General features: G+C 64.0%; 25 protein-coding genes. 6 read left to right on the top strand and 19 right to left on the bottom strand.

The annotated features are described in order from the left end of the window. Positions 1 to 2 precede the first annotated feature (2 nt). Genes J5474_RS20245 through J5474_RS20235 form a run of 3 tightly spaced genes read right to left on the bottom strand, consistent with a single transcriptional unit; the run spans position 3 to position 1,782 of the window. The gene (locus J5474_RS20245) at positions 3 to 314 is read right to left on the bottom strand and encodes a Rieske 2Fe-2S domain-containing protein (protein WP_209363489.1); all 312 of its coding nucleotides are present in this window, start codon (positions 312 to 314) and stop codon (positions 3 to 5) included. Further along, the gene (locus tag J5474_RS20240) at positions 299 to 763 is read right to left on the bottom strand and encodes a hypothetical protein (protein ID WP_209363487.1); all 465 of its coding nucleotides are present in this window, start codon (positions 761 to 763) and stop codon (positions 299 to 301) included. The genes J5474_RS20245 and J5474_RS20240 overlap by 16 nt, the downstream gene beginning before the upstream one ends. Further along, entirely contained in the window at positions 760 to 1,782 is a 1,023-nt protein-coding gene (locus J5474_RS20235) for a Gfo/Idh/MocA family oxidoreductase (RefSeq protein ID WP_209363485.1), read from the bottom strand. Before J5474_RS20235 ends, J5474_RS20240 begins: the two co-directional genes overlap by 4 nt. A gap of 97 nt (positions 1,783 to 1,879) precedes the next feature. Between J5474_RS20235 and J5474_RS20230 the strand changes: the two genes are divergently transcribed. Together J5474_RS20230 and J5474_RS20225 are read left to right on the top strand one after the other, a co-directional pair. Further along, the gene (locus J5474_RS20230; RefSeq protein ID WP_209363483.1) at positions 1,880 to 2,281 is read left to right on the top strand and encodes a hypothetical protein; all 402 of its coding nucleotides are present in this window, start codon (positions 1,880 to 1,882) and stop codon (positions 2,279 to 2,281) included. A gap of 98 nt (positions 2,282 to 2,379) precedes the next feature. Then, entirely contained in the window at positions 2,380 to 2,562 is a 183-nt protein-coding gene (locus J5474_RS20225; protein ID WP_209363481.1) for a hypothetical protein, read from the top strand. Between the two features lie 7 nt (positions 2,563 to 2,569). On the opposite strand, the gene J5474_RS20220 is transcribed toward J5474_RS20225, so the two are convergent. The 10 genes from J5474_RS20220 to J5474_RS20175 form a co-directional block, all read right to left on the bottom strand. After that, positions 2,570 to 3,847: a TRAP transporter large permease gene (locus J5474_RS20220; RefSeq protein WP_209363479.1), complete on the bottom strand. Its 1,278-nt coding sequence runs from the start codon at positions 3,845 to 3,847 to the stop codon at positions 2,570 to 2,572. A gap of 9 nt (positions 3,848 to 3,856) precedes the next feature. After that, positions 3,857 to 4,360, bottom strand: a complete 504-nt coding sequence (locus J5474_RS20215; RefSeq protein ID WP_209363477.1) for a TRAP transporter small permease — start codon at positions 4,358 to 4,360, stop codon at positions 3,857 to 3,859. Positions 4,361 to 4,437: 77 nt separating this feature from the next. Further along, entirely contained in the window at positions 4,438 to 5,409 is a 972-nt protein-coding gene (locus J5474_RS20210) for a TRAP transporter substrate-binding protein (RefSeq protein ID WP_209363475.1), read from the bottom strand. Further along, positions 5,406 to 6,185 carry a GntR family transcriptional regulator gene (locus tag J5474_RS20205; protein ID WP_209363474.1) on the bottom strand — a complete coding sequence of 260 codons (780 nt, stop codon included), beginning with the start codon at positions 6,183 to 6,185 and terminating at the stop codon, positions 5,406 to 5,408. Before J5474_RS20205 ends, J5474_RS20210 begins: the two co-directional genes overlap by 4 nt. A gap of 228 nt (positions 6,186 to 6,413) precedes the next feature. Continuing rightward, positions 6,414 to 7,238, bottom strand: coding sequence for a carbohydrate ABC transporter permease (locus tag J5474_RS20200; protein ID WP_209363473.1), 825 nt, complete (start codon positions 7,236 to 7,238; stop codon positions 6,414 to 6,416). After that, on the bottom strand, positions 7,235 to 8,122 hold the full coding sequence (locus J5474_RS20195; protein WP_209363472.1) for a carbohydrate ABC transporter permease: 888 nt from the start codon (positions 8,120 to 8,122) through the stop codon (positions 7,235 to 7,237). Before J5474_RS20195 ends, J5474_RS20200 begins: the two co-directional genes overlap by 4 nt. A gap of 80 nt (positions 8,123 to 8,202) precedes the next feature. Beyond that, the gene (locus J5474_RS20190) at positions 8,203 to 9,492 is read right to left on the bottom strand and encodes an extracellular solute-binding protein (RefSeq protein ID WP_209363471.1); all 1,290 of its coding nucleotides are present in this window, start codon (positions 9,490 to 9,492) and stop codon (positions 8,203 to 8,205) included. A 33-nt stretch (positions 9,493 to 9,525) separates the two neighbouring features. After that, on the bottom strand, positions 9,526 to 10,632 hold the full coding sequence (locus tag J5474_RS20185; protein WP_209363556.1) for an ABC transporter ATP-binding protein: 1,107 nt from the start codon (positions 10,630 to 10,632) through the stop codon (positions 9,526 to 9,528). A gap of 38 nt (positions 10,633 to 10,670) precedes the next feature. Further along, entirely contained in the window at positions 10,671 to 12,188 is a 1,518-nt protein-coding gene (gene arfA / locus J5474_RS20180; protein WP_209363470.1) for an arabinosylfuranosidase ArfA, read from the bottom strand. A 118-nt stretch (positions 12,189 to 12,306) separates the two neighbouring features. Then, positions 12,307 to 13,236, bottom strand: a complete 930-nt coding sequence (locus tag J5474_RS20175) for a LysR family transcriptional regulator (RefSeq protein ID WP_209363469.1) — start codon at positions 13,234 to 13,236, stop codon at positions 12,307 to 12,309. A 148-nt stretch (positions 13,237 to 13,384) separates the two neighbouring features. On the opposite strand from J5474_RS20175, the gene ku reads away from it, so the two are divergent. The 3 genes from ku to J5474_RS20160 all read left to right on the top strand — a co-directional run bounded on the left by ku (position 13,385) and on the right by J5474_RS20160 (position 18,716). Then, positions 13,385 to 14,227 (top strand): non-homologous end joining protein Ku, encoded by an 843-nt coding sequence (gene ku, locus J5474_RS20170; RefSeq protein WP_209363467.1) that lies wholly within the window; start codon positions 13,385 to 13,387, stop codon positions 14,225 to 14,227. After that, complete coding sequence (gene ligD, locus J5474_RS20165; RefSeq protein ID WP_209363465.1) at positions 14,224 to 16,668, top strand: DNA ligase D; 2,445 nt, start codon at positions 14,224 to 14,226, stop codon at positions 16,666 to 16,668. Before ku ends, ligD begins: the two co-directional genes overlap by 4 nt. 281 nt (positions 16,669 to 16,949) lie before the next feature. Beyond that, complete coding sequence (locus tag J5474_RS20160) at positions 16,950 to 18,716, top strand: PHA/PHB synthase family protein (RefSeq protein ID WP_209363463.1); 1,767 nt, start codon at positions 16,950 to 16,952, stop codon at positions 18,714 to 18,716. Between the two features lie 34 nt (positions 18,717 to 18,750). Here J5474_RS20160 and J5474_RS20155 read toward each other — a convergent pair whose 3' ends face one another. The 6 genes from J5474_RS20155 to J5474_RS20130 all read right to left on the bottom strand — a co-directional run bounded on the left by J5474_RS20155 (position 18,751) and on the right by J5474_RS20130 (position 25,527). Next, entirely contained in the window at positions 18,751 to 20,079 is a 1,329-nt protein-coding gene (locus J5474_RS20155) for a TRAP transporter large permease (protein WP_209363461.1), read from the bottom strand. After that, positions 20,076 to 20,639, bottom strand: a complete 564-nt coding sequence (locus J5474_RS20150) for a TRAP transporter small permease subunit (protein WP_209363459.1) — start codon at positions 20,637 to 20,639, stop codon at positions 20,076 to 20,078. The genes J5474_RS20155 and J5474_RS20150 overlap by 4 nt, the downstream gene beginning before the upstream one ends. A gap of 75 nt (positions 20,640 to 20,714) precedes the next feature. Beyond that, on the bottom strand, positions 20,715 to 21,767 hold the full coding sequence (locus J5474_RS20145; protein ID WP_209363457.1) for a C4-dicarboxylate TRAP transporter substrate-binding protein: 1,053 nt from the start codon (positions 21,765 to 21,767) through the stop codon (positions 20,715 to 20,717). Between the two features lie 51 nt (positions 21,768 to 21,818). Continuing rightward, positions 21,819 to 24,200, bottom strand: coding sequence for a xanthine dehydrogenase family protein molybdopterin-binding subunit (locus J5474_RS20140; RefSeq protein ID WP_209363455.1), 2,382 nt, complete (start codon positions 24,198 to 24,200; stop codon positions 21,819 to 21,821). Continuing rightward, the gene (locus J5474_RS20135; RefSeq protein WP_209363453.1) at positions 24,197 to 24,697 is read right to left on the bottom strand and encodes a (2Fe-2S)-binding protein; all 501 of its coding nucleotides are present in this window, start codon (positions 24,695 to 24,697) and stop codon (positions 24,197 to 24,199) included. The genes J5474_RS20140 and J5474_RS20135 overlap by 4 nt, the downstream gene beginning before the upstream one ends. Next, positions 24,694 to 25,527, bottom strand: coding sequence for an FAD binding domain-containing protein (locus tag J5474_RS20130; RefSeq protein ID WP_209363451.1), 834 nt, complete (start codon positions 25,525 to 25,527; stop codon positions 24,694 to 24,696). Before J5474_RS20130 ends, J5474_RS20135 begins: the two co-directional genes overlap by 4 nt. 140 nt (positions 25,528 to 25,667) lie before the next feature. On the opposite strand from J5474_RS20130, the gene J5474_RS20125 reads away from it, so the two are divergent. Further along, the gene (locus J5474_RS20125) at positions 25,668 to 26,312 is read left to right on the top strand and encodes a TetR/AcrR family transcriptional regulator (protein WP_245216615.1); all 645 of its coding nucleotides are present in this window, start codon (positions 25,668 to 25,670) and stop codon (positions 26,310 to 26,312) included. The last annotated feature ends 52 nt before the right edge of the window (positions 26,313 to 26,364 follow it).

Below are 26,364 nucleotides of genomic sequence, written 5' to 3'. Positions count from 1 at the left end.
TCTTAGACCTCCACGAAGACGCGACCGGCATCGACCCGGACGGGACAGGTGCAGAGGTTTTCGCCGGCGGGGGGCGTTTCCACCTCTCCGCTGCTGCAATCGAAGATCGCGGAATGCTTTGGGCATTCGATGGTCGCCTTCACCACTAGCCCGTCGCTCAGGTGCACGTCCTCGTGGGTGCAAAGCCCGTCCGTGCAGGAATAATTGTCGGCGTGATCGCGGATGATGACGAAGGTGCGCGACCCATGATCGAAACGGATCACGTCTTCGGCGTCGATATGGTCGGTGGCGCAGGCGTCTACCCGGTCTGCCATGGTTGGTCCTCCGGTCGTCTTGGCGGTCTGTTCGTGGTCGGGGTGGCGGGCGGGCGCCCCGGGCTCAGGTCGAAGCCGCCCATTTTCAGCGGTAGCAGAATTGCCGCCACCATTGCTCCCCATGACCGAAACCGAGCGTGATGCAAGACCACCTGCGCGCCGCGGATGGTGTCGCGCAGGTCACGGCCCTGTGTCGGATCGGTCGGATGCAGCGGGTTGCCGCTGGCGTTGAGCGCGATGATCTCCAGCCCGCGATCGGCCGCGCGCGCTGCGCGTGGTCTCTTTGTGCCTGCGGTTTGCCCGGAATCTGCGACAGTCTGGAGTGCGGCGCGGTGGTCCAGCCGCCGGTGTTGATCTCGATGTCCTGTACGATCAAGCGCCGCGCGTTTTTTCAACAGCGCATCAATGGAAAAATCGCCCAGGCTATCTGTCACGAAACCGAGCTTCATGCCACTTTCCCTGTTGCGCCTGCATAAAACGCTGGGCGCGGGATCAGGGTGATGTCCTGCCGCGAACCGCTTTCCAGCGCCTTCACGCCGCATTCCGCGATGACCGCCGCTGCGTAGCCGTCCCATGCGGAGGCGGCGAGTTCCGGGCAGCCCCCGCCCTGCACCCAACGAACAAAGGCCTTGTTCTGCTGGCGGTAGGCTTCGGCGTAGCGGTCGCGCCAGTCGGCGTCGTGACCCAGCGATTGTGTCGCGCCCTTGTCCATCCGGGTGTAGCTGACGTGGTTGGTGGCGATGGTGCCGGTTTCCCCCACCAGTTCCGCCTTCACGTCGTAGCCATAGGCAGCGTTGTTGTTGACCTCGACGGTGACCAGTTGCCCGTCCACTGTCTGGAGCACCATGACGACCGGCGCGACCTTGTCGTCAGACCGCATCGGCTGGGTGGCGGTGATGGAGACAGGTTCGCAGCCCAGCATATAGCGCAGGATATCGAATTCGTGCGGGGCGGAGTTGGTGATCGCCATTGCGCCCGTGAAATCCGCAGAGGGCGTAGAACCATTGCGGTGCCAGTTGTGCATCATCAGCGGGCGGCCGATGGTGCCCGCCGTCAGTGCCGCGCGCATCTGCCGATACGCAGGATCGTAGCGGCGCATGAAGCCCAGCATGATTTGTCGCGTGCCCGAGGCCGCCTCGGCCTGCATGACTTCCCGGCATTCCCCGGAGGACTGGGACAGGGGCTTTTCGCACATCACCTTTTTACCCGCGCGGATACAGGCGAGGCTGAGCGGCGCGTGGGTAGAATCGGGGGAGGCCACAATCACCGCGTCGACGTCGGTACGCGCGATCACGGCCTCCGGGGCGGTGGCAGCCTCCGCATCATAGCGACCGGCTATGGCGCGGGCGCGGGCCTCGTCCATGTCGCAGACCACCTGCAGGGTCGCGCCGGGTAGGTCTTCGGCCACGATCCGGGCATGGTCCGCCCCCATGATCCCGGCGCCGATGACGGCAATACGAACAGTCATGTCGGGTCTCTCTGGATGGGTTGCCTCTGGACAACCCTGGCGTGCCGCGCGGCAGGTGGGAAGCCCTGCCGCGCGAATTGAGAAAAAAAGTCTCTGAGTGAACCCGGTGCGGCACGTGGCCGTCGTGGGTGTCCATATCGCTGTCGATGTGCGGCTTGGGGTCGGCCATGCTCTCGCCTCCCGCCATAAGGTCGGCGATTTCCTTTCGGGTCTTTTCGCCCATGCGGAAATCAGCCGCGATGGCACCCGGGATCAGCACGGCGAAGTGGTCGCCGACCGCCATGGCGTGCATCCCCTGAGGGGTGATGAAGATCACCGCCAGCCCGCGCCGCTTGGCCTCGTTGACGTTGCGCAGGACGTGGGTCGCCTGTTTCACACCCAGCGCGGCAGTCGGTTCGTCAAGGATCAGCACCCTGCGTCGAAAGGCACCGCGCGAGCGATGGCAAGGCTCTGGCGTTCACTGCCCGACAGGCCACCCGCCAGCCGGTCGCCGTCGTAGATGCGGGCGATGCCGAAGTCCTGCCCAGCCTCTGCAGCGCGATCGCCGCCCTTCGGGATACCCCGAAGCGGGAGGATTTTGTCGCGGTCGGCTACGAGTTGTTCGATGCCACCCGCAGCGCGCTGATCGACGGCACCCTGAGCATGGTGATCTCGCACCCGATGCAGGCGATCGCGCAGGAGACCATCGCGACCATGATCAAGGCCCGCAAGGCCGGACCCGGCGGCGGCGCCCAACGCGTGGCGGTGAGCTTCGAGCTATACACACCGGAGAACGTTTGAGCGGGGCCTACTTCGTCAGGAGCGACGGCAGCCATGTGGCCAGCGCCGGAATGTACGAGACCGCAAGGAGTACCGCGATGTTGGTCAGCAGGAAGGGCATGATCGCACGCACCACCGGCATGAGCGGCAGCCGCGCGATCCCCGCGCAGACGAACAGGCAGACGCCAACCGGCGGGGTGGTCAGGCCGATCATCAGGTTCAGCACCGCGAAGGTGGCAAAGTGCAGCGGGTCGATTCCAACCGCCTCGGCAAGCGACAGGAGCGGCACGAAGAGAATGATGAGCGCGGCGATGGTTTCCATGAACATGCCAACAAACAGAAGAAGGAGGTTGATGAGGAGGATCACCAGCAATTTATTGTCGGTCACGTTCAGCACGCCCTCGGCGATGGCCTGCGGAATGCGTTCAGACACCAGAATCCAGCCAAAGACATTGGCGAACCCCACCAGTGCGAGGATGCCCGCCGCTGCTGTTGCGCTTTGCACAAGGATGGCGGGGATCTTGCGAACCGGCAGTTCGCGGTAGATGAATGCCCCGACCAGGAACGCATAGACGGAGGCGACCACGGCAGTCTCGGTCGGCGTGGCCAGGCCGGATAGGAGGCCGTAGATGATGAGAAAGGTCATAGCCAGCGCCCAGAAGGCGCCGGAAAAGGCGCGCGCCACCTCCCCCAGACCCTGCCATTCCTGCCGCGGAAAATTGCGGCGGGCAGAGATCACGTAAGCCGTGATCATCATGGCGAGGCCCATGAGGATGCCGGGGATCGCGCCCGCGAGGAACATCTGGCCCACGGAGATTCCCGACAGCGCGCCCACGATGATCATCGGTACGGAAGGCGGGATGATCGGCCCCACGGTGGAGGATGCGGCAGTCACAGCGGCAGAGAAATCCGCCGGGTAGCCCGCTTTTTTCATACCGGGGATCAGCACACCGCCGATGCTGGCGGCATCGGCCACGGCGGTGCCGGTGATGCCCCCGAACAGCATCGACGCGGCGATATTGGTCAGCCCCAGCCCTCCCTTGATCCAGCCCACCAGCGCATTTGCAAAGCGGATGATGCGGCCAGTAATACCACCCTGGTTCATCAGGTTCCCCGCAAGGATGAAACCCGGGATCGACAGCAGGACAAAGACGTCCATGCCAGCGTACATCTTCTGCGGCATGACCACCGGCGGGATGCCCGTCAACAGCAGGTAAGCCAGCGAGGACAGGCCCAGCGTCACGGCCACCGGGATACCTACGATGAGACCGCCGATGAAAACGGTGAAGAGAACGGCGACTTCCATGGTGTTCCTTTATTCCTCGTCCGGCTTGACCGGCTTTCCGTCCTCGGTTCCCGCAAGCATGCCCAGCAGACGCAGCCCGGCAAAGACCGCGAGGAACATCAGCAACAGGAAGACGGTCAGGTGGATGTAATTCATCTTCACGCCAAGCGCGGGAGAGGTCTGCATCCGCCCGATGGAGACAAACCGCCATGCGTGCGGCAGCAGGTAGAGCGACAACCCACAGGTGGCAGCGGCAGAGACCAGCCGCAGGATCCACGGCATTCGCCCCGGCAGGAATTCGCAGACCACGTCCACGTTCACGAGATCGCCGCTGCGAAATGCCAGCCCGACCCCGAAGGCTACGGAGAAAAGCAGCGCGTAGCGGGTCAGTTCTTCGGTCCAGACCGGCGCAAAGCCGGTAAGCCGTCCGGTCACCTGCAACAGCACGGCGCCGAGCAGCACGGCAAACGACAGCCCGGTGCCCCACTGCGCGAACCGGGTCAGGAGATGGGTGAGCGTATCGACGAGCTTCAAGGGCGACTTCCTCGGGTGAATATGTGCCCGGCGCCGGGAGCGATGGCGCCGGGGTCCTGATCGGCCGGTGGCCTTCGTCAGTTGGCGAAGAGGTCCTCGACGATGGGCCGGATCTCGTCGTTGACATTGGCCAGCACGGCATCCTTCGCCGCGGCCTGGAAGGCGGCGGCGTCGACGTCCACAAAAGTCATGCCCTTGCTTTCGAGGAACTCGCGGTCGGCGGCGAGGCTTTCGTTGAACAGCTCCCGCTCGTAGGCCTGCGCGCGGGCGGCGGCCTCCGTGACGGCAGCCTGATCTTCCTCGGACAGCTTGTTCCAGGTCTGCTCGGCGATGGTCAGATAGATCCAGGACCGCACGTGGTCGGTCAGGTTGACGTGGCTTTGCACCTCATAGAACGATGCCGAACGGATCAGCGCGAGCGGGTTCTCCTGTGCCTCGATGGTGCCGTTCTGCAGCGAGGTGAAGACTTCGGAGAACGCCATCGGGCCGGGGTTCGCGCCAAGCGCCTTCCACACGTCGACAAAGAGCGGCACGTTCGGCACACGCATCTTCAGGCCGTCGAGGTCGGCGGGTGTCGTGATCGCGCGGTTGGAGGTCAGATCACGCGCGCCACGGGCAAAGTAGGCGATGGGACGGATCTGGACCTTCTCGATGATCTGCTGCTCGATCTCGTCACCCACGGGGCCGGAGGCGAAGGCATCCATGTCCTCGATGGTCTTGAACGCATAGGGCACGGCCAGCAGCGCGGCCTTCGGCGCCCAGTTCTGCAGGGATTCCCCGGTGATGGTCATGTCGACCGTCCCCAACTGCATCCCGTTGATCAGGTCGATCTCCTTGCCGAGGGATTCGTTCGGAAAGACCTCCACGGCGATGCGACCGTCGGTCAGGGCGGAAAGCTCTTCGCCGAACTTCACCGATGCCTGGTGCCAGGGGTTTTCCTCGTTGGCGAGGTGGCCCAGCTTCAGCGTCATTTCCTGCGCAAAAGCGCCCCCGGCGCTCAGCGCCGCCACGGTTGCCGCCACAGCGGCCAGTTTCCATTTGAACGTCATTGTCTGTCTCCTCCTTGATGTGCCCTGGCATGTTGCTTTGCGAGGGCGGTGATTGGTGCGTTTGTCGGTTCGGGGGGCTTTCCGCCGGCCGGGTCGAAGAACTCCGGGCAGGCGGCGCGGATCTGCGGCAGATCCGATAGTACCTCGCGCAGGTGGCCACGGATGGCGGCATTGGCAGCGGCACCGTCGCCCGCTTCGATGGCGTCGACGAGGTCCGCGTGCTGGGCCACCAGTTTTTCGCGTGGGAAGTGCCCCAGCGAGAGGAAGCGAACGCGATCCATCTGCGCCTTCAGACCCTCGATCAGTGTCCAGGCGCCGCCCTTGCCCGCGCCCTCGGCAAGTGACCTGTGAAAGCGTTCGTCGAGCGCGGCAAATTGCTGCGGATCGCGCCCGTGCAGGTTAAGCTGCGCTTTCAGCTGATGGCGCAATTCGCGGATCAGGGCGCGGTCGGGGCTTTGGGCGAGGATGGCGACGATATCCGCCTCGATCGCCTCGCGCAGGAAACGCGCGTCGAGCACGGCCGTGTAACTGATCCGGGAGACCACCGTCCCCCGCTGGGGCAGGATCGCCAGCAGACCTTCCCCCGCGAGCTTGATGAAGGCTTCGCGCACCGGCTGCCGGCTGACCGAACAGGCCTGCGCGACCTCGCTTTCGGAAATGCGGTCGCCGGGGGCCAGGGTATTGTCGATGATCGCGGCCCGCAGACGCGCGTAAAGCTGCGGCGCAATGGCCCGCCCATGCTCAAGCTCGCTGGATATCACCCCGTAGGCCGTCATGATTCGGCGTTCCTCCCTGCCCTAGGGTGACATACTTCCATACTAGTCGGCAAACACCTTTTTCACGGACGACTTCTCCGTACAGCGGGCCTAAGCCCTACGGCGTGACGCATAGAATCGCAGGGCAAGGCTGCTGTGAGGGTTGTGGTACTCGGGTGCCCAGGCATGGTGCACTTCCACCCCGCCGGTCGCGGTTGTCGGCAGGCCGACTCCGGGCAGTCGGAAAGATCAGCCCTTCACTCCGGCGGAGATCATCACCGCTTCGGTCACCCGTTTCTGGAAGATCAGATAGCCCACGATCACCGGACCCGCCGCCAGCAAGGCCAGCGCCATCATCCGGGCATAAGCCACGCCGAAGGCGTCGTTCACCTGCGTGATGCCCACGGGAATGGTCATCATGTCCTCGCTCGTAACCACAAGGAAAGGCCAGAAGAAGTTGTTCCACGCCGAGATGAAGGTGATGATCGCCAGCGCCGCCGTGATGCCCCAGTTGAGCGGCAGGTAAAGCTTGAACAGCAGGGTGAATTCGCCGCCCCCGTCAAGCAGCACCGCCTCGCGCATTTCCTTGGGGATGGCATCGAAGAACTGCTTGTAGACGATGACCACCACCGGGACGATCAACTGCGGCAGGATGATGCCCCACCAACTGTTCACCAGACGCAGGTCGCTCATCAATACGAACTGCGCGACGTATAGCGCGGGCACCGGCACCATGAACGACCCCACCACGACAAGATAGAGCACCTTGCGCCCCGGAAAGCGCAATTGCGACAGCGCGTAGGCGCACATCATCCCCGTGATCAGGACGATGGCGGTGATGATGACCGAGGTTGCGACCGAGTTCAGGTACCAGATCGGCAGCTTGGAGGTAGACAGCACGGAGGTGTAGGCGGAGAAGTTCAGTTCGTCCATCAACACCCCCGCATCCGAAACGATGCGGTTTTCGCTGCGCAGGGATGTGGTCAGTGCCCAGTACAGCGGAAAGATCCAGATCGCGGCGGCGATGAGGATGATCCCGGAAAAGGCCGCATTGCGGGCGCGTTTCGCGGTCATTTGCGCATCCCCCTGATACGGAGCAACTGGAACTGCAGCACGGACAGCACGACGATGAAGAGAAACAGCACCATGGCAATCGCCGAGGCATAGCCGCCATGGTTAAGCTGGAAGGCCTCCCGGTACATCTGCATCAGCACCACGTAGGACTGGTTGAACGGCCCGCCCTTGGACAGCAGGTAGACCTGATCGAAGAGCTTCAGTTGCAGGATCAGTTGCAGCGTCAGCACCAGCGCGGTGATCGGCCACAGGAGCGGCCAGGTGATGCGCCAGAACCTTTGCCATGGCGTCGCGCCATCCAGCGCCGCCGCCTCGTAGAGGTCGGCGGGAATATTGCGCAACCCCGCGATCAGCAGCAGCACGTTGAACCCGTTGGTCCACCAGATCGTCACCACCGCGATCATCGGCATGACCCAGTGGGGGTTCTTGAAGACCGGTACCGGCTTGCCGGTGATGGTGGCGATCAGCGGTTGCAGGATGCCGAACTGAAAGTCGAACATCCATGCCCAGATCATCGTCACCACGGAAACCGGCAACACGTAGGGCAGGAAGAACAGCGTCAGCACCAGCGCCTGCATCCGCCCCTTCAGGCGACTGACGGACAGCGCGATCAGCAGCGCGATCACCGTGGTCGGTACCACGGTCAGCGCCACGAAATAGAGATTGTTGGTGATCGACGTGTAGAACAGCCGGTCGCCCAGCAGCTTTGCGTAGTTCGCCAGTCCGACCCAATTGCCCTCCCCGATCAGCGGCGCGTCGGTAAAGCTGAGCGCCACGACCTTCAGCGTCGGATAGAGAAAGAACAGCGCAAAGACCGACACGAAGGGCGCGATCATCAGGAATGCGGCGCGCATTTCGCGGCGGCGACGCTTGGCTAGTGACATATGAGGGCCTCCCTCGCGCGTGTCGTGTCAGGCAATCAAACCGGGGACAGCAGCCCCCGGCCCGGGACGTCAGATCAAGGTCAGTTGAGCATGGAGCTCAGTTCGTCCTTCATCTGCTGCGCCGCTTCCTCGGGGCTGAGGAAACCGTGCACCGCCGGGGCGATCAACGTATCGACCGCGTTGTAGATCGGCGAGGCGACGCCGGCGATCTTCGAACGCGGATCAAAGCTGGCATGCTCAGCCAGCGAGGCGTAGGTCGCATTCGGCTGCAGCGCGGCGTAGTCGTCGCTGTCCACTGTGGGTTTGTAGGCGGGGATGTGGCCCGCGCCGGCCCATGCCAGCGAATGCTTTTCCATCCAGCCGATCACAGTCATCACTGCCGCGCGCTGCTCCGCGCTCATCTCGGGGTTGGCCGGGATGGCAAAGGCGTGGCTGTCCGCCCAGGTCGCGGGCTGCTCGAGAAGCTGCGGGATCTCGTTGGCGAACCAATCGAAGCCCAGCGTGTCAGCCTCGGTCGAATCCTTGAAGGTCGGCACTTCCCAGACGCCGTTCATGTGCAGCACGGATTTCTTCCCCGAGAACAGCGCCACAGAAGCCTCGTAGCTGGCCTGTTCCGGGATCAGACCGGCGGCGCGCCAGTCGGCCATGATGGAGATCGCCTTCACTGCCTTGTCGAAATTGTCGCCCGCCAGCACCTCGCCGTCGGTCAGCATCTCGCCACCCTGCTGACTGAGCAGCGTGTAGAATACCCGCCATGTGCCGCCGCCGCCTTCGGACTGGAAGCTCAGCGGGTCGGAATACCCCTGCCCCTTTGCCCAGGTCAGGAGCGCGGTCATGTCCTCGACGGAATCGAGGTTCGTCAGATTGCCGTCGTCGCCCAGCCACTCCGTCCCTTCGAGCGCGGTGCGGTTGTAATACATCACGATGGCGTGGATATCGAAAGGTACCGCCATCAACTGGCCGTCCGCGTCAGAGGCGGCGGCAATCGACGCTTCGAAGAAGTCGCCGGACGAAATGCCCGCCGTCTCCAGATCCTCGGCGGTGATCGGCGAGAGCGTCCCTTCCTCCAGCGCCAACGGCAGGCGCGACAGGTGGTAGGTCATGATATCGGGGCCTTCGCCCACCGCGACCGAGGTGCGCACCTTCGTGTAGAAGGGCAGGCCCCACTCCAGCGTGGTGCCTTTGATGTTGATGTCGGGGTGCTCGGCGTTGAACTCCTGGATCAGCGCCTTCATCCGGACGCCATCGCCGCCGGCGAGGAAATCCCACCACTCGATTTCGGTTGCGGCCCAGGCCGGTGCCGATAGTCCCAGCACAACCGCCGCCGCCGTGGCGAGACGGGACACCGTATTCTTCAATGCAATTGTCATGTCAGTCCTCCTCCTTGTTGTAATTCCGGTTTCCTAGCGAATGCGCCCGCCCCCTTCGTCAAAGACGAATATCCGGCCCTCTTCCGGGGCGACGGTCTGCACCGTGCCGCTCATGCCATGACGCACGCCGGTCTGCTGAAAGATCACCGGCTCGCCGCCCTCCAGCGTGCCGTGCTGGTAGGACACGCCGCCCAGTTCCTCGGCCACATCGACCGTGACGCGCAGGCCGTCGCCCCGAATGACGAGGTGCTCTGGCCGGATGCCCAGCGTGACACGGGTGCCAGCGTCCGGCGGGGCGGCCAGCGAAATATCAAAGGCCGTATCGGGCTGTCCAACGGGCCGCGCCCGGATGCCGGACCCGTTACGGCTCTCGACCGTCGCGGCGAGGAAATTCATCGACGGCGAGCCGATGAAACCCGCGACAAAACGGTTCGACGGGTCGTCGTACAGATCAAGCGGCGCGCCCTGTTGCTGCACTAGCCCCCCTTGCAGGACAAAGATCCTGTCCGCCAGCGTCATCGCCTCCACCTGATCGTGGGTGACATAGATCATCGTCGCGCCAAGCGCCTTGTGCAGGCGGGCCAGTTCCAACCGCATCTGCACGCGCAGTTCCGCGTCCAGATTCGAAAGCGGTTCGTCAAAGAGAAACACCTCGGGCGCGCGCACGATGGCCCGCCCGATGGCGACCCGCTGGCGCTGACCGCCCGACAGCTGCGCCGGCTTTTTCTCCAGATGGTCGGCTAGTTGCAGGATGCCGGCGGCTTCGCGCACCTTTGCATCCACCTCGGCCTTGGGCCGCTTGGCCAGCCGCAGGCTGAAGGCCATGTTCTCGTAGACCGAGAGGTGCGGATAAAGCGCGTAGCTCTGGAAAACCATGGCCACGCCCCGGTCCGCCGGGTCCTCGTGGGTGACGTCGCGCTCGCCGATGGCGATGCTGCCGTCCGACGTATCCTCCAGCCCGGCGATCATCCTCAGCAGGGTGGACTTGCCGCAACCGGAGGGGCCGACAAAGACCGCGAATTCGCCGCGACCGATGTCCATGTCGACGCCCTTGATGACCTCCAGCGCTCCGAAAGACTTCCTCGCGCCGCGCAGATGTACCCCGGTGGCGTGCCCCTTGTCCTGCAGGCTTTCGAACATGGCGGTTTCCTTCCTTTCGTTCACGCGGCCTCCCCCTTTCAGTCCAGCGCCAGACGGACCATGCTGTATGAGAAGGGAGGCAGCGTGCCCTGCAATGCGCTGTCTTCAACCCCGAGCCCCGATCCGTCGCGCGGCACGATCCGGTTTGGCTGTTCGCAGGTATTGGCCTCGCGCGCCTCGGACGCATCGCCGCCCATTACCTTGTGTTCGATGACCCTCGCACCAGCGAAGCCGTGCAGCGCCATGTCCACCTCCATCGGCTCTTCGGGGTGGCGGTTGACAGCGAAGACAGCCAAGGAGCGCCCATCCGGTGCCAGCACCGCCGAGACGTCGAGGTACTTCACGTCCTGCGCCACGCGGGCATCGTAGCGCGGGCAATCCACCGCCACGTTCAGCGCCGTGCCGCGACCGTAAAGGCTGGCAAACTGGTAAGGGTAGTAGATCGTCGTCGCCCATGCCGGGCCGCCGGTGCGGGTGCGGATCGGCGCAATCACGTTGACCAGCTGCGCGATGCAGGCAATGCGAACCCGGTCGGAGCGGCGGATGAACTCGTTCAGAAGCCCCCCGACAAAGATCGCGTCCTCGAGGTTATAGTCTTCCTCCAGCAGTGGCGGCGCCTCTGGCCAGTCCCATACGTGCCAATTCTTGCTGTCCTGCTCGCGATTGTGATACCAGACATTCCATTCATCGAAACAGATATAGACGTCGTTCTTCGCGCGCTTCTTTGCCTTGACGTAATCGATTACCCCGCCGATCGCCTGAATGTAACGGCCGGTTTCCTCGATCTTTGCGAAGTAGTTCAGGCTATCCCGGCTGTTGTTGCCGAAATATTTGTGAAGCGAGATGTAATCGACGTTCTCGTAGCACTCTTCCAGCACCTGCCGTTCCCACTCCGGGTAGGTCGCCATGGCGTCATTGGAAGAACCGCAGACCACCGTTTCGATCCCGCGGTTGAAGGCCTTTACCGCCTTCGATGTCTCATCGGCGAGACGCCCGTATTCCTTCGCCTCCATATGGCCGATCTGCCATGGGCCGTCCATCTCGTTGCCAAGGCACCACATGTTCACGCCGTAGGGCTTCTCAACCCCGTGGCTGCGCCGCAGGTCGGACCAGTAGGTGCCCGAAGGGTGGTTGCAATACTCGACGAAGTTGCGCGCCTCCTCGATTCCGCGCGTGCCGAGGTTGACGGCCAACATCATCTCGATCCCGGCGTCCTCGGCCCATTTGGCGAATTCGTTGATGCCGACCTGGTTGGTTTCCTTCGACCGCCACGCAAGGTCAAGCCGCACCGGGCGGTCTTCCTTCGGGCCGACTCCATCCTCCCATTTATAGGCGGAAACGAAGTTGCCGCCAGGGTAGCGGATCGCGGGAATGTTCAAGCCACGGACAAGCTCAAGAACGTCCTTCCGAAAGCCGTGCTCATTGGCCGTCGGATGCTCCGGTTCGTAAATGCCGCCGTAGATGGCGCGTCCCATATGTTCGATGAATGCCGAATAAAGCCTGTCGTCGATTTGCGATACAGTGAAATCCCGATGGATTGATGCGCGGCCCTTCATGGTCTCTCCCAGGAACGAATGTCAATTTCCCCGGACCGTAGGGCGGCTAAAGGTTAACGATCAATTTACATTTTACTCTATCGCGTTGACAGCATTGGTAACCCTGCGGGCGCAGCGATCAGGCACGCCCCAGTTTCTCGCGCACCAGCGCCAGCAGACGTTCGGTCGCGGGCGACAACAGCCGGTCGCCCGGACGCAGGATATGGTAGGGCTCGATCTCGATCGGTTTGCGTGTCCGAAGCAGCGCGAGGTCGGCGCAGTACGGCGGCGACAGCAGCAGGTCCGCCACCTCCTGCGTCACCACGGCGATCACGTCCGAGTCGCGCAGGAGCGCCATGATCGCCACAACGGAGGCGGTCTTGATCATGCTGTCCGGCAGCGCGATACCCTCTTCGTGAAAGGCGATCTCCATCGCGTGGCGGATCGGCGCGCCGCGATCCTGCATGGTCCAGGTGTAGTCGCGCAGTTCAGTCAGACCGACCACTTCGGCACCCGCCATGGGATGCGCCCGCCGGACCATGAGCAGCACGTCCTCGTGCTTGGCGGGCGAGATTTCGAAATCGCGGGAATAGTCGTGGGGTCCCACACGGCTGAGGGTGAAATCGTATTCCCCGCGCTCCAGCCCCCACATCAGCCGCGACGAGGACGAGACATCCAGTGACACGTCGATCCGGGGCGAGGCGCGCTTCAGCTCGAGGATGGCCGGAATGATCACCGCCAGCGCGCCGCCCGTGACGGCACCGACTCGCACGGAGCCTCCGGACCCGTCGAGATGCGCCGCGAAGTCCTGCGCCATCTGGTCGATATCGTGCACCAACTTTCGGGCGTGGTTCGCCAGAACAACACCGGCCGGCGTTGGCAACATCCCCTTCGGCGTGCGTTCGAAGACCCGCGTTTCAAGCTGGTTCTCCACCTCCGCGAGCATCCGCGAAGCGGCCGGGGTGGTCATGCCGCAGGCATCGGCGGCCAGGCGCAGCTTGCCATGTCGCGCGACGGCCTCGATCAGTCGAAGCTGCGCCGGCCTGAGAGCACGGATATAGGCGTTCACCGGCTTGGGTCTCCCTTTTCTGCCAAAGTGTTAGCAGGCACCCGACAGACAGGCAAACGGCCCGTGTCGCGAGCCCTGACCTGCGGTTGAACCGAAGCACCACGACGCGCGTTGATACATGATACGTAGGACCAGCGGAGATTAAGCCATGGCATCGCGCGCGCTCTGGAAGGGACAGTTACGACTTTCGCTGGTTTCCATCCCGGTAGAGATCCATTCCGCCCGCAACTCCGGGTCGCGCGTATCGTTCCGGCAGATCCACCGGGACTCGGGCAAGCCGGTGCGCTACCAGAAAACCGTGCAAGGCATTGGGCCCGTCGAGAGCGACGACATCATGAAGGGCTACGAGACCGACTCGGGCGATTACATCCTGCTGGAACCTGATGAGATCGACGCGATCAAACTGGATACCCGCAAGACGCTGGAACTGGTGCAATTCGTGGAAACCTCCGAGATCGCTCCGATCTGGTTCGACCGCCCCTACTACGTGGTGCCCGCCGACGATCTGGCCGAGGACGCTTACCGCGTGGTACGCGATGCGCTGCGGCAGTCCAAGAAGGCCGGGCTAGGACAGCTGACGATGCGCGGCAAGGAATATCTCTGCGCCATCCGGCCCTGCGGCGACGGGCTGTTGATGGAGACACTGCACTACGAAACCGACATCCGCGATGCGGACCCCCTGTTTTCCTCCATCGCCGACGATGCCACGGATCAGGAATTGCTCGAGGTGGCGACACAGCTCATCGATCGCAAGACCGCGCCTTTTGATGCCTCCGCCTTCGAGGATCATTACGCCGGCGCGTTGCGCGACCTCATCGACCGCAAGATGAAGTCGAAGAAGACGCCGCGCGCCAAGAATTCCGGCGACGAGCGGAGCAGCGAGGGCGAAAACGTGGTCGACCTGATGGATGCTCTAAAGAAGAGCCTCAAACAGAGCGGCGGCAAGAGCGGGAAATCCGGGGCCGGGACCCGCCGCCGAAAAGCGTCATGAGATCGCTCGAGAACTACGAGAAAAAGCGTGATTTCAGCGTCACGCCGGAGCCTCGAGCCGAACTGGTGGAGGCTGGCGGCGACACGCTGTCCTTTGTGGTCCAGAAGCACGACGCCACACGGCTGCATTTCGATTTTCGGCTGGAATGGCATGGTGTCCTGCTGTCGTGGGCAGTGACGAAAGGCCCTTCGAATGACCCCGGGCAGAAGCGGCTTGCCGTGCGAACAGAGGACCATCCCGTGCGCTACGGCGATTTCGAGGGAATCATTCCCGAGGACGAGTATGGCGGCGGGACGGTCATGCTCTGGGACACCGGGTGGTGGGAGCCTCTTCACGATCCCGATGAAGGGCTGAAGTCGGGCAAGCTGCACTTCCGCCTGCACGGCGCGCGGATGAAGGGCGGCTGGGCGATGGTCCGGATGCGCGGACGGAAGGGGGAGACGCGCGAGAACTGGTTGCTGATCAAGGAACGCGATACGTTCGCCGGGCGCAGCGCCGACGCGCTGACCAACAAACACCGTACCAGTGTCACCACCGGGCGCAGCATGCGTGCAATCAGGCATGATCGTGAGCCTTCGAAGCCCGCCCGGCACACAAAGCCGCTGCCGCGCTTCCGCAAGGTGCAACTGGCGACGCTGCGGGATGCCCCGCCCGAGGGCGAAGGCTGGCAGCACGAGGCGAAGTTCGACGGCTATCGCTGCGTGATCGCGGTGGGCAAGGGTGGCGTGCGGCTCTATTCCCGCAACGGCAAGGACTGGACGGACCGTTTCGGTACGCTTTGCGCCCCGGCGGCGGCCCTTGACTGCGGCTCCGCTCTGCTGGATGGCGAGGTCATTGCGGGCGGTGGCGGGGGTGACTTCACGACCTTGCAAAAGGCGCTGAAGTCCGGCGATCCGTTGACATGCTACGTCTTCGACTGCCTTGCGCTGGATGGCGAGGACCTGACCGGCAAACCGCTGAGCGAGCGGCGCGCGGCACTGGAGCGGATTATGCAGGGCCTGCCCCCGCGCGGTCCGCTGCGCCTGAGCCCGGTGATCGGGGGCGATGGCGCCACAGCCCTGGTCGCCATGTGCGAGGCCGGGGGAGAGGGCATTATCTCAAAACGTCTTGACGCGCCCTACCGGGAGGGTCGAAGCCGAAGCTGGATCAAGGCGAAGTGCATCCGCCGCGCCGAATTCGTGGTCGCGGGGTGGTCACCCTCGGACAAGCGCGGGCGGCCGTTTTCCTCCCTGATCCTGGGCAGCTACGAAGATAACCGGCTGGTCTATCGCGGCCGCGTCGGCAGCGGTTTTGATGGCGACGACATGGCCGCGCTGCAGCGCGCGCTGAAACCGTTGTCCCGCCGGACGTCGGCTTTTTCCGGTGACCTTCCTTCCGAAGCCGACGGTGCCCGCTGGGTGACACCGAAGCTGGTGGTGGAGGTCGAATATACCGAGTTTACCGGCGAGGGCCGCATCCGCCATGGTGTCTACAAAGGGCTACGCGAGGACAAGGAGGCCAGCGAGGTGAGCGCGAAGGCAGAAGCGGACAACGACACCGATGACGGCGACAGAAAGATTGGCGGGGTGCGTGTCTCCAGCCCCGGGCGCGTGGTCTATCCCGATGCGAAACTGACCAAGAGTGCCGTCGCTGAACATTACGCAACGGTCGCAGATCGGATGTTGTCCCACGCGGCGGACCGGCCGCTCTCGCTCTTGCGCTGTCCGGACGGGATCTCGGGCGAGTGTTTTTTCCAAAAACACGCGGGCAAGGGCTTCCCCGGTGGGGTCCGCACCCTCACCCTCAGGGAAAAGGACGGTGAGGCGGCGGAGTACATGTATGTAAGCTCGCCAGAAGGGTTGATCGGGGCGGCGCAGATGGGCACGCTGGAATTCCACCTGTGGGGGGCGCGGCGCGACCGGATCGACCGGCCCGACCGAATGATCTTTGACCTGGATCCCGACGAAAGCCTGAGCTTCGCGGATGTAAAACGGGCGGCGGAGGACGTGCGCGACGGGTTGGAAACCTGCGGATTGGACTGCGCCCCCATGGTAACTGGCGGAAAGGGCGTGCACGTGATCGTGCCGTTGCGGCGCGTGTCGAGCTGGGACACGGTGAAGGTCTTTGCCAAGACGTTTGCCACGGTGCTGTCCGATCGCCATCCGGACCGCTACATCGCAACGATGTCGAAGGCAAAGCGCAAGGGCAAGGTCTTCATCGACTGGCTGCGCAACGAGCGGGGCGCCACGGCCGTCGCGCCCTACTCTCTGCGCGCCCGGCCCGGCGCGGCGGTGGCAGTGCCGGTCACCTGGGAGGAACTGGATACACTCGACCGTGCGGACGGGTTTCACGTCGGGGATATGGAGGGCCGTCTGGCGGCCCCCTGCCCGCTCGACACTCCGAAGGCGCGCGGTATCGGGACAGAGATCGTGGCGGCGCTCGAAGACTGGTCGAAACGGTAAACCCCTCCGCGCAGGCCCCAGCCCGGCCCCGAGACACGATCTTTGCCTGTTTTCCGAGGGGCTGACCCGCCGGCCCTTCTCCGATCATATCCCTTCTCCGATCAAATATTGCAGGCTACACCTTGAGGAAGAGGGGCGGTCAAAGCCTTCAGCAGACCGGGCGCAAATCCCGGCCGATGCGGGACAGGCCGCCCAAGACCTGCGTGCCTTCCAAAGAGGCGTTCAGGATCCTCGCATCCGTGAGGAGCGAGGCGCTCGACCATCACCCTTGGGAGGGGGCAATGACCGAAGAAACAACGAACCTGTCGATTGGCCAAAAGAACCGCGAGGCGGCGGAGCGCCTGCAGCAACTCTCTGTGCGGCTGATGCAGGCCTTGTCGCGGCGCAAGGCCCCCAATCCCGGCATCGAAAGTCCCGGCGCCGACCTTTATGCAAAGTCCGCTGCCGCGTGGTGGGAGCAGGTGGCCCGGTCGCCCGCCCGCGCGATGGGACATGGGCTGGGCTTCTGGGAAGGCTCCACCCGGGCATGGATGGGGGCGCTGTCGCCTCAGGAGGATGATAGCCCCGAGAAAGCCATGAAGGACAAGCGTTTCGCCGACCCGGAATGGGACAGCAATCCCTGGTTCAACTATCTCAGGTCGCAGTACAAGGTTTCCGCGGAGGCCATGCGCGCTGCGGTCGCCGACCTCGACACCCTGCCCGAGGCCGACAAACGCCGCCTGCGCTACTTTACCGACCAGATCGCCAACCTGATGGCGCCCAACAACTTTCTCGGCTCCAACCCCGAAGCGCTGCGTCGCGCCGTGGAAACGGAGGGGGAAAGCCTGCTGTCCGGGCTGGAGAACCTCGTGAGTGATCTCGAAGCCAACGATGGTGCCCTGCTGGTGAAGCTGGTGGACGAAACCGCCTTTGCCGTGGGCGACAACATCGCGACCACACCGGGGCAGGTCGTCCTGCGCACGAAGATGATGGAGCTGATTCAGTATGCGCCCGCGACTGATGAGGTCCACGCCATCCCGGTGGTGATCTTTCCACCCTGGATCAACAAATTCTATATCCTCGACCTCAAGCCACAGAACAGCCTGATCCGCTGGCTGGTGGAACAGGGTTACACCGTCTTCGTCGCCTCGTGGGTAAACCCCGACAACACGCTGAAGGACGCCGGGCTGGAGGACTACATCACCGATGGCTTCCTCGCAGGGATCGAGGCGGCGAAGGAGATCACCGGCCAGCCTCATGTCAACGCGGTGGGCTATTGCATCGCGGGCACCACCCTGTCGATGACCCTGTCCCTGCTGAGGCAATCGGGGGATGCGTCGGTGAACTCGGCCACGCTCTTCACCGCGCTGACGGACTTCTCCGACCAAGGTGAATTCACACCTTTCCTGCAGGATGACTTCGTCGACGGGATCGAGATCGAGGTCGGCCGCGCGGGACTCCTGCCCGCCCGCGTCATGTCGCGCACGATGTCCTTCCTGCGGTCAAACGACCTTGTCTACGGCCCCGCCATCCGCAGTTACATGCTGGGCGAGACGCCGCCTGCCTTCGATCTGCTCTACTGGAACGGCGACAGCACCAACCTGCCGGGGAGGATGACGATGCAGTACCTGCGAAGGCTGTGCCAGCGCAACGAATTCGCCGAGGGGCGGTTCGAGCTGATGGGACGCACGCTATCCGTGGCGGATGTGCGCGTGCCGATCATGGCGGTCACGGCCCAGACCGATCATATCGCCGCGTGGACAGACTGCTACCGGGGCGTGCAGATGATGGGATCGAAGGACAAGACCTTTGTCGTCTCGCAATCAGGCCATATCGCCGGCATCGTCAACCCACCCTCGAAACGCAAGTACGGCCATTACACCAATCCCGACCTCCTGCGCCCGGCCGATGACTGGCTGGCGGACGCGGAGTTCCACGAAGGCTCCTGGTGGCCTCTGTGGGACGAATGGTTGGCGCCGCGCTCCGGCGGCATGGTCCCCGCGCGGACGGTCACATCCATGGACCTCGGCCCCGCGCCGGGTACATACGTCAAACGCAAGGCCGGTTGACGACTTCGCCGGAGGGGGCCGCCCTCATCCTTTGCTAGAGGAACACGGTTACCGTGGCTGGCAGCAATGCCACGGTGATCAGTACGATCAGCATCACGGCAATGAAGGGAAGCGTGGCCGCAAAGATCTGCTCGACCGACACATCCGGGTCGTTCAGCGTATTGTGGACGGTAAAAACGGATATTCCGAAAGGCGGAGTGAGCAGGCCGATCTCGACGGCGATCACGGTGACGATGCCAAAATGCATCAGATCGATCCCCATACCCTGCGCGATAGGTGCCGCGATTGGCACCATGATGAGCAGGATCGAGGTGCTGTCGAGGATCATTCCCATCAACAGGATGATCACTGCGTAAAAGAACAGGAACCCCAGCGGCCCGAAGCCGGAACCGGTTACCAGGCCGGCGATGGCATTGGGCAGCCCGGCGATGGCCAGCATCCGCGAATAGAAGGACGCCGCAATCAACAGAAGCAGGATCGAAACGGAGATCACTCCGGTCTGTTTCATCACCTGCCAAAGCTTGTGCCGGTCGAGGCTGCGGCGCGAAAGCGCGACCACGAGCGCGCCGAAGGCACCGACGCCGCCTGCTTCGGTCGGGGTGAAGAACCCGGTGTAAAGCCCACCAAGCACAAGGACCACAAGAAGAATGATGGGGATCAGTTTCAGGATCATGCGGTCCAGCGGCATCGGCCTGAAGTCACGGTCAAGTCTACGGGTGCGGGCGCCTTCGGGGTCGGTCAGAACGACACCGGGAAAAACCATCGTCAGTACGATCAGCATGGCGACGAAACCGCCCGCCAGCATCAGTCCCGGAACGATACCCGCGATGAACATGCCGCCAATCGATACTTCGGCCAGCACACCGTAGATGATCAGCAGCAGGCTTGGCGGGATCAGCATTCCCAGAACCGAAGACCCCGCCACCGTACCCGCCGAAAAGGCCGGCCGGTAACCGTGGCGCGTCATTTCCGGCACGGCGACGCGGGTAAAGACCGCCGCCGACGCGATGGAGACGCCGGTCACGGCGGCAAAGATCGTGTTCGCCGCCACGGTCGCCACTCCCAGCCCGCAGACCATCCGGCGCAACAGTTCCTCGGCCACCTCGAAAGTGTCGCGACCGACATTGGACACGCTGACCAGCAGTCCCATCAGCACAAAGAGCGGGATGGTGGCAAATAGGTAGTCGGCGATCCCGGAATACGCAGTGAGTTCGAGCATCCGGAAAGCCAGACCGATATTCTCGCGGATCAGCCAGATACCGATGAAGGCAACCCCGAACAGCGCATAGGCAATCTGCATTCCGAGAAGAACCAGCAACACAAGCAGACCGATCAGAACGAATCCGAAAGCGAGCGTGGTCATCGCAGGTCCCCAATGCTGCGGCTTTCCATTCCAGCGCGGTAAAGAGCCGCCAGGACAGCAATCGCGGCGCCCAACACGGTGATGCCGCGAAATGGCCATGTCGGAATCGTCCAGACCCCCTGAACGCCAAAGAACTCCGCGGTGCTCCAGCTCTGGGTGAACTTCGGCCACGACGCCCAGAGGACCAGCGCAAAGATCACCGCCCCCGCGAGGCAACAGATCGCCTCGATCCCGGCGACGGTGGCGGGGGAGGCGCGCTCTATCCTGCGGATAAGGAAATCGGCCCGGGTCAGGCGGCGCTGCAGGATCGCCGCTGGCACCTGAAGAAAGACAATGGCCACAACCGTCCGCGCGGCGATCTCCGACACCCCGGTGATTGGCAGATCGAGGAAGTTACGGCCAATCACGTCGGCCACGATCAACAGCATGAGCGCGCCGATGGCTGCGGTGCCGACCGCCGACATCGCTGCCGCAAAGCTGCCGAGTACCGCGCCCAGCGGCGCCTCCGAAAAGGACGGGACGAACCCGCTTTCGTATTCTGCCGAAGTTTCTTCGCTCATGCCCCGTCCCTGCCGTCCAATGGGCCGCCGCCCGGCCACAGCGTGCCGGGCGGCGGCCAGCCTGTCACGCTCGTATCAGAGACCGTCGTCCCAATTCCTCAGCGGTGTGACGCCTCGTTCGCGCAGGGCGTTGAAGTAGGCCTTCAGCACGGTCTTGCCGTCTTCACCGGTCTGCTCCAGCCAGGGTTCCACAATGTTCGGCAGGCCGGTCACCCATTTGGTCTTTTCCTCATCCGGCAGTTGGTGGATGGTCAGACCTGCCGCTTGCATTTCGTCCAGGGCGCGCGCCGCCAGATCGCCCACGTAGTCCCCGTGCGCAATCGAAGTCGCCCCCGCAGCCTCACGGAAGGCCTGCTGCACCGGCTCCGGCAGCCCGTCGAAAAAGTCCTTGTTGGCCGCCAGCCCGCCGAAATACATCGACCCGATGCCGACGCGGGTCAGTTCGGGGGCGACCTCGTAGACGCGGGTCGGCAGGATGCCCGAAGCAAAGGACAGCGTGCCTTCGGTCACGCCGGTCTGGATGTTCGTGTAATAGGTGGTCAGCGCGCCATCGACCGGCGTCGCCCCGGTCTCGCGCAGCCAGTTGGCCGATGTGCCCGGCGCGTTCAGCTTGCGGTTCTGCAGGTCGGCCATCGTGTTCACCGGGAAGGTGGCGTAGATGTCGTAGCTGTCGGTGATCAGCGAGCTGAGGTGCACCATGCCGTTCTCCGCCCAGCTGTTTTTCAATTCGGGCAGGCTCTCGGACAGCTCATCGAAGATCTCGATGATCATGCGGTGGTCCTCGGTGGCGAAGGGCGTGAAGTAGGTCACGTTCTGGAGCGGCATATTGGCCCCCTCCCAGACCGTGCCGACCATGCCGACATCGACGATGCCGTCCATGACCGCCTCGCGCGTGTCGGTGAACTTGTAGAGCGTGCCGGCGTAGTTCTCGACCCAGTTCACCTGGTATGCGTTGCCGTTCTCCGCGAGGATGCGGTTCACTTCCGGCTGGAAGGTGTTCTTCATCGCGTAGACCCAGATGTTGGCCTCCGGGTGCGATGAGCCGATATTGACGGTGATCGTCTGCTGCGCGAAGGCCGCGCCGCTCAGAAGCAACGCCCCCGCGGTGGTGATGGCAGTCAGTTTCATGTCCAGTCCTCCCTGTGGGAGGGCGCCTCCTCCGCGCCCCCGTTCGTTTCGTCAGTCCGTGATCGTCCCCAGCGCGCGCAGGATGCGTTCCGGGGTAAAGGGCATTTCCGTGACCTGCGCCCCCAGCGGGCGCAGCGCGTCGTTTATGGCGTTCATCACTGCGGCGGGCGCCCCGGCGGTGCCTGCTTCGCCCGCGCCCTTGGCGCCCAGGTCGCTTTCCAGCGTGGGTGTCTCCACGTGCCCGATAACCATGTCGGGCATCTCTGCCGCCATGGGCACCAGGTAATCGGCCATCGACCCGTTCAGCAGCTGCCCGTCCGTGTCGTAGTGGATTTCCTCGTAGAGCGCGCCGCCCAGGCCCTGCACGATACCGCCGCGGATCTGCTCGTCGACCAGTTGCGGGTTGATCACCCGGCCGCAGTCCTCCACGCACCAGTGCTTCAGCAGGGTGACAACGCCGGTGTCTGTATCGACCTCGATGTAGGAGGCCTGCACCCCGTTGGTGAAGGCAAAGGGATAATCCATGGTGATGAAATGCCGCGTCTGCACCAGCTCGCGGGGCAGGCCCTTGGGCAGTGTGTCACCGCGGAAGTAGACGATGCGGCCGAGTTCCTCCAACGGCAGGCGCGCCGCGCCGGTGTCGGCGTTCACCACCTGCCCGTCCCGGATATCCAGGGAACCCGCATCCGCCTGCAGCATCGCACCCGCGACCTCCAGTATGGAGTGTCGCAGCGCGCGCGCGGCCTGCAGCGCCGCCTCCCCGCCGATGCCCGCCCCGCGCGAGGCCCAGGTGCCGCCTCCGTAAGGCGTCACCTGCGTATCGCCGGTGATGACGCGCACCTTTTCCGGGGTCACGCCCACACCTTCGGCTACGACCTGGCTCAGCATCGCTTCGGTGCCTTGACCTTGCTCGGTCACGCCCGAGAGGGCGACGACCGATCCGTCGGGGTCCATGCGCACTGTGCAGCCGTCTTGCGCGGAAATCCGTGCCCCGCCGATGCCATACATGAAGGGGGACGGGTTAGTCAGCTCGATGAACGACGCGATGCCGATGCCGCGTCGCTTCCCCCGCTTCATCGCTTCTGCCTGATCTGCGCGCAGCGCGTCGTAATCCATCAGCGTCAGGAGCTTGTCCATCGAGGCGTGATGTGACAACCCTTCGAACCGCATCTTTGCCGGCGACGTCACCGGGTAGGCATCGTCGGCGTACATGTTGCGACGGCGGATCTCGACAGGATCCATCCCGATGGCGGCGGCGGCCATGTCCACCAGCCCTTCGGTGATCGCCACGGCGATGGGGTGCCCCACCGCGCGGTACTGGCAGGTCGGCGTCTTGTTCTGGAAGACCACCGTGGTGCGCGCCCGGTAATTGGCGAAATCGTAGGGTCCGCCGCATAGGTTCACCACCTGATTGCCCTCGATGGCCGAAGTGCGCGGATAGACCGAATAGGGGCCGATTCCGGTCCAGTCATCCACATCGATGGCCAGGATCTTGCCGTCCTTGGCAACGGCGATCTTTGCTTCGATCTCGTGGTCGCGGGCGTGGATGTCGGTGGTGAAACTCTCCAGCCGGTCGGCGATGAACTTCACCGGGCGGCCCATGACCTTGGCGATGGCGGCCGTCGCGACCTCGTCGGGGTAGACGTGCACCTTGATCCCGTAGGAGCCGCCGACATCGCCGCAGATCACCCGGACGCGGCTTTCGGGAATATCGAGGTGCTCGGCCAGCACCGACTGCATCATGTGCGGCGCCTGCGTTGCATGCCACGCGGTCAATTGGCTCTCGGCCGGGTTCCAGTCGACGAGGATCGAGCGTGGCTCCGGCGTGACGCCGGTATGGCGCGCCGTTCGGAAGCGCGCCGATACCACCTTGTGCGCCGAAGCCATGGCCGCCTCGACGTCGCCTTCCTCGTGCAGGCGGCGGAAGGCCAGGTTGTCCCCCAAGCCCGGGTGAATCACAGGAGTATCGGCGTCGAGTGCACTCATCGTGTCGGTGACGGCAGGCAGCGGGTCGTAATCGACCTCGACCAGCGCAGCGCCTTCCTCTGCCGCCGCGCGGCTCGTCGCGACCACCGCTGCCACGGCCTCTCCGACCCAGCAGGCGCGATCCACCGCCAGCGCATTCTGAGGCGGGGACTTCAGCCCCTTCAGGTGTGCCAGCACCCCCACCCAAGGCGTGCAGACCGCAGCCAGATCGGCACCGGTAAAGACGCGCAGCACGCCCTTCACCCCCGTCGCCGCCGCGGCGTCTATGCCCTCGATGCGGGCATGGGCCAGCGGCGAGCGGACAAAGGCCACATGCACCATGCGCGGCAGGACTATATCGTCCACGTAGCGTCCGCGCCCTTCAACCAGCTTGCGCGCGTTCGGGCGGGGCACGGTCTTGCCGATGTAGGAATTGGGGCGGTCGGGATTGTCGAAACGGATTGTCATGCCGTGCCCTTTCCGGCGCGCGTCCGCGCCACCTGCTCCACCGCATCGACTATGGCCTCGTAGCCCGTGCAGCGGCAGTAATTGCCGGACAGGTGCGCGCGGATTTCCGCACGCGCGGGCACGCCGCCTCGTGCCAGCAGATCCTCTGCCGCGACGATCATGCCCGGCGTACAGAACCCGCATTGCAAAGCGTTCCGATCCACAAAGGCAGCCTGCAAATCGGCGCTACCACCCGCCTCAGTCAGGCCCTCCACGGTCCAGACATCCGCCCCGTCCGCCTGCGCGGCCAGCATCAGGCAACCGCGCACCGCCTGCCCGTCGACGCGCACCGTGCAGGCTCCGCAGACACCGTGCTCACAAGAGGCATGCGCCCCCGTCAGCCCGAGCTCCAGCCGCAGGAAATCCACCAGGTGCTGCCCTGCCGGCACGCGCGCCTCCACCGGTTCGCCGTTCACCACGAGCGCCACGTCGATCCTGTCCGAGAATGCCAGCGTCATGCTCCCTGCCCTCCGCTTCGTTCCACTGCGCGACGCAGCAAAACGCCCGCGATATGTCTGCGATAACCCGCGCTGGCCTGCGTGTCCGAGGGAGGATCCAGCTCGGCTTGCAGGGCCGCCACCGCGCCGTCGATATCGCCTGCATCCAGCGCTGCCATTGCAGCGCGTGCGAGCACTGGCGCCGGGCCGGCAGAGAAGACTGCAACCCGGTGCCCCGCCGCCCGCCGCACGAGGCACAGCCCCGTCAATGCGTAATCGCCCCCGCGCCGCGCCACTTCCTCCATGATCTGGGTCTCTGCGGCGTCAGCCTTGGGCACGGAAATGGCCGTGAGAATCTCGTTTTCTGCCAAAGCGGTTGTAAACACTCCCTCAAAGAAGTCCTCCGCCAGGATCTGACGCGCGCCCTCGGGCCCCTCCGCGTGGATCACCGCGCCCAGCGCCACGGCGCAGGCAGGAAATTCCGCCGCCGGATCGGCATGTGCCAGCGCTCCGCCGATGGTGCCCCGATTGCGGATCGCAGCATGGGCAATATGGTGAACCGCTTCTGTCAACAGTGGTGCGTGGGTCCGGATCAGGGGATCGGTTCCCACCTCCGCATGCCGGGTCAGCGCGCCGATGTGCAGGCTATCACCGGTGTCTGTCACGCCACGCAATGCCCCGATACGCGTGATATCCACCAGCATGTCGCCGTCCGAGAGCCGCATGTTCATTGCCGCGACCAGGCTTTGCCCACCAGCCAGAATACGCCCCGCCGCACCAGCTAAGGCCAGCAGTTGCAGCGCGTGCGGCACGTCGTTCGCCCGGGCATAGCCGCCCGCCGAAGCCTTCATGGCAATCTCCTCCCCATCTCCGGTGCGCGACGCCCGATCGGCGCTATTGATCAGTTGCTCACCCTTGTTGATCGCATGATCTATAAAAAGGCGAGCCTTTCAAGAAAAAACTGGGTATTGCTGCCGCGAGAAATCAGAGTATGGGCGACCCAATGGAACGCGGGAAACCACAGTGCGACGATGGCGGACCCCGCCGCCGCCTGCCGCCACAAGAGCGGCGCGCCCAGATCGTGGAGGAGGCCGTGCGCTTCTTCGCCGAGGTCGGGCTGGAGGGAAACACGCGCCAGTTGGCGAAGCGCCTCGGCGTCACGCAATCGCTGCTTTTCAAATACTTCGCAACCAAGGATGACCTGTTGGAGGCGGTTTACGAACGGGTCTACCTCGACCGCCTGTCACCCGATTGGCCAGAACGCCTTACCGACAGATCGGTACCACTGCGCGCGCGCCTGCTTGCCTTCTACACGCAATACAGCGCGCTGATCTTTGAACGTGCATGGATGCGGATCTTCATGTTCTCCGGGCTGGCTGGCGCGGCACTGAACCACCGTTACCTCGAACACCTCGGGGGAGTGATTCTCCGTCCGATACTGGCAGAAACGGAGGCGCTGGCGACCAACGGCAACCGGCCGGGACTGGACGACATCTGGAACCTGCACGGCGGGATCGTCTACATCGGCATCCGCACACATATCTATGGGCTGCCCGGCCCCGACAATCCCGAGTTGGTCATTGCCAGAGCAATCGACAAATACCTTTTATATTTTGGCATCCACCCGGAGGCGTGACGCCGAAGCATGCCTGACCGGAAAGGGAAGCCCCCCTGCGGCGGGTCCGGCC

Origin of the sequence: Sagittula salina, assembly GCF_017813235.1 — a bacterium.
Classification (GTDB): domain Bacteria; phylum Pseudomonadota; class Alphaproteobacteria; order Rhodobacterales; family Rhodobacteraceae; genus Sagittula; species Sagittula salina.
Note: the sequence above shows the minus strand (reverse complement) of the source record. Positions and strands in the feature narration are given on the sequence as shown.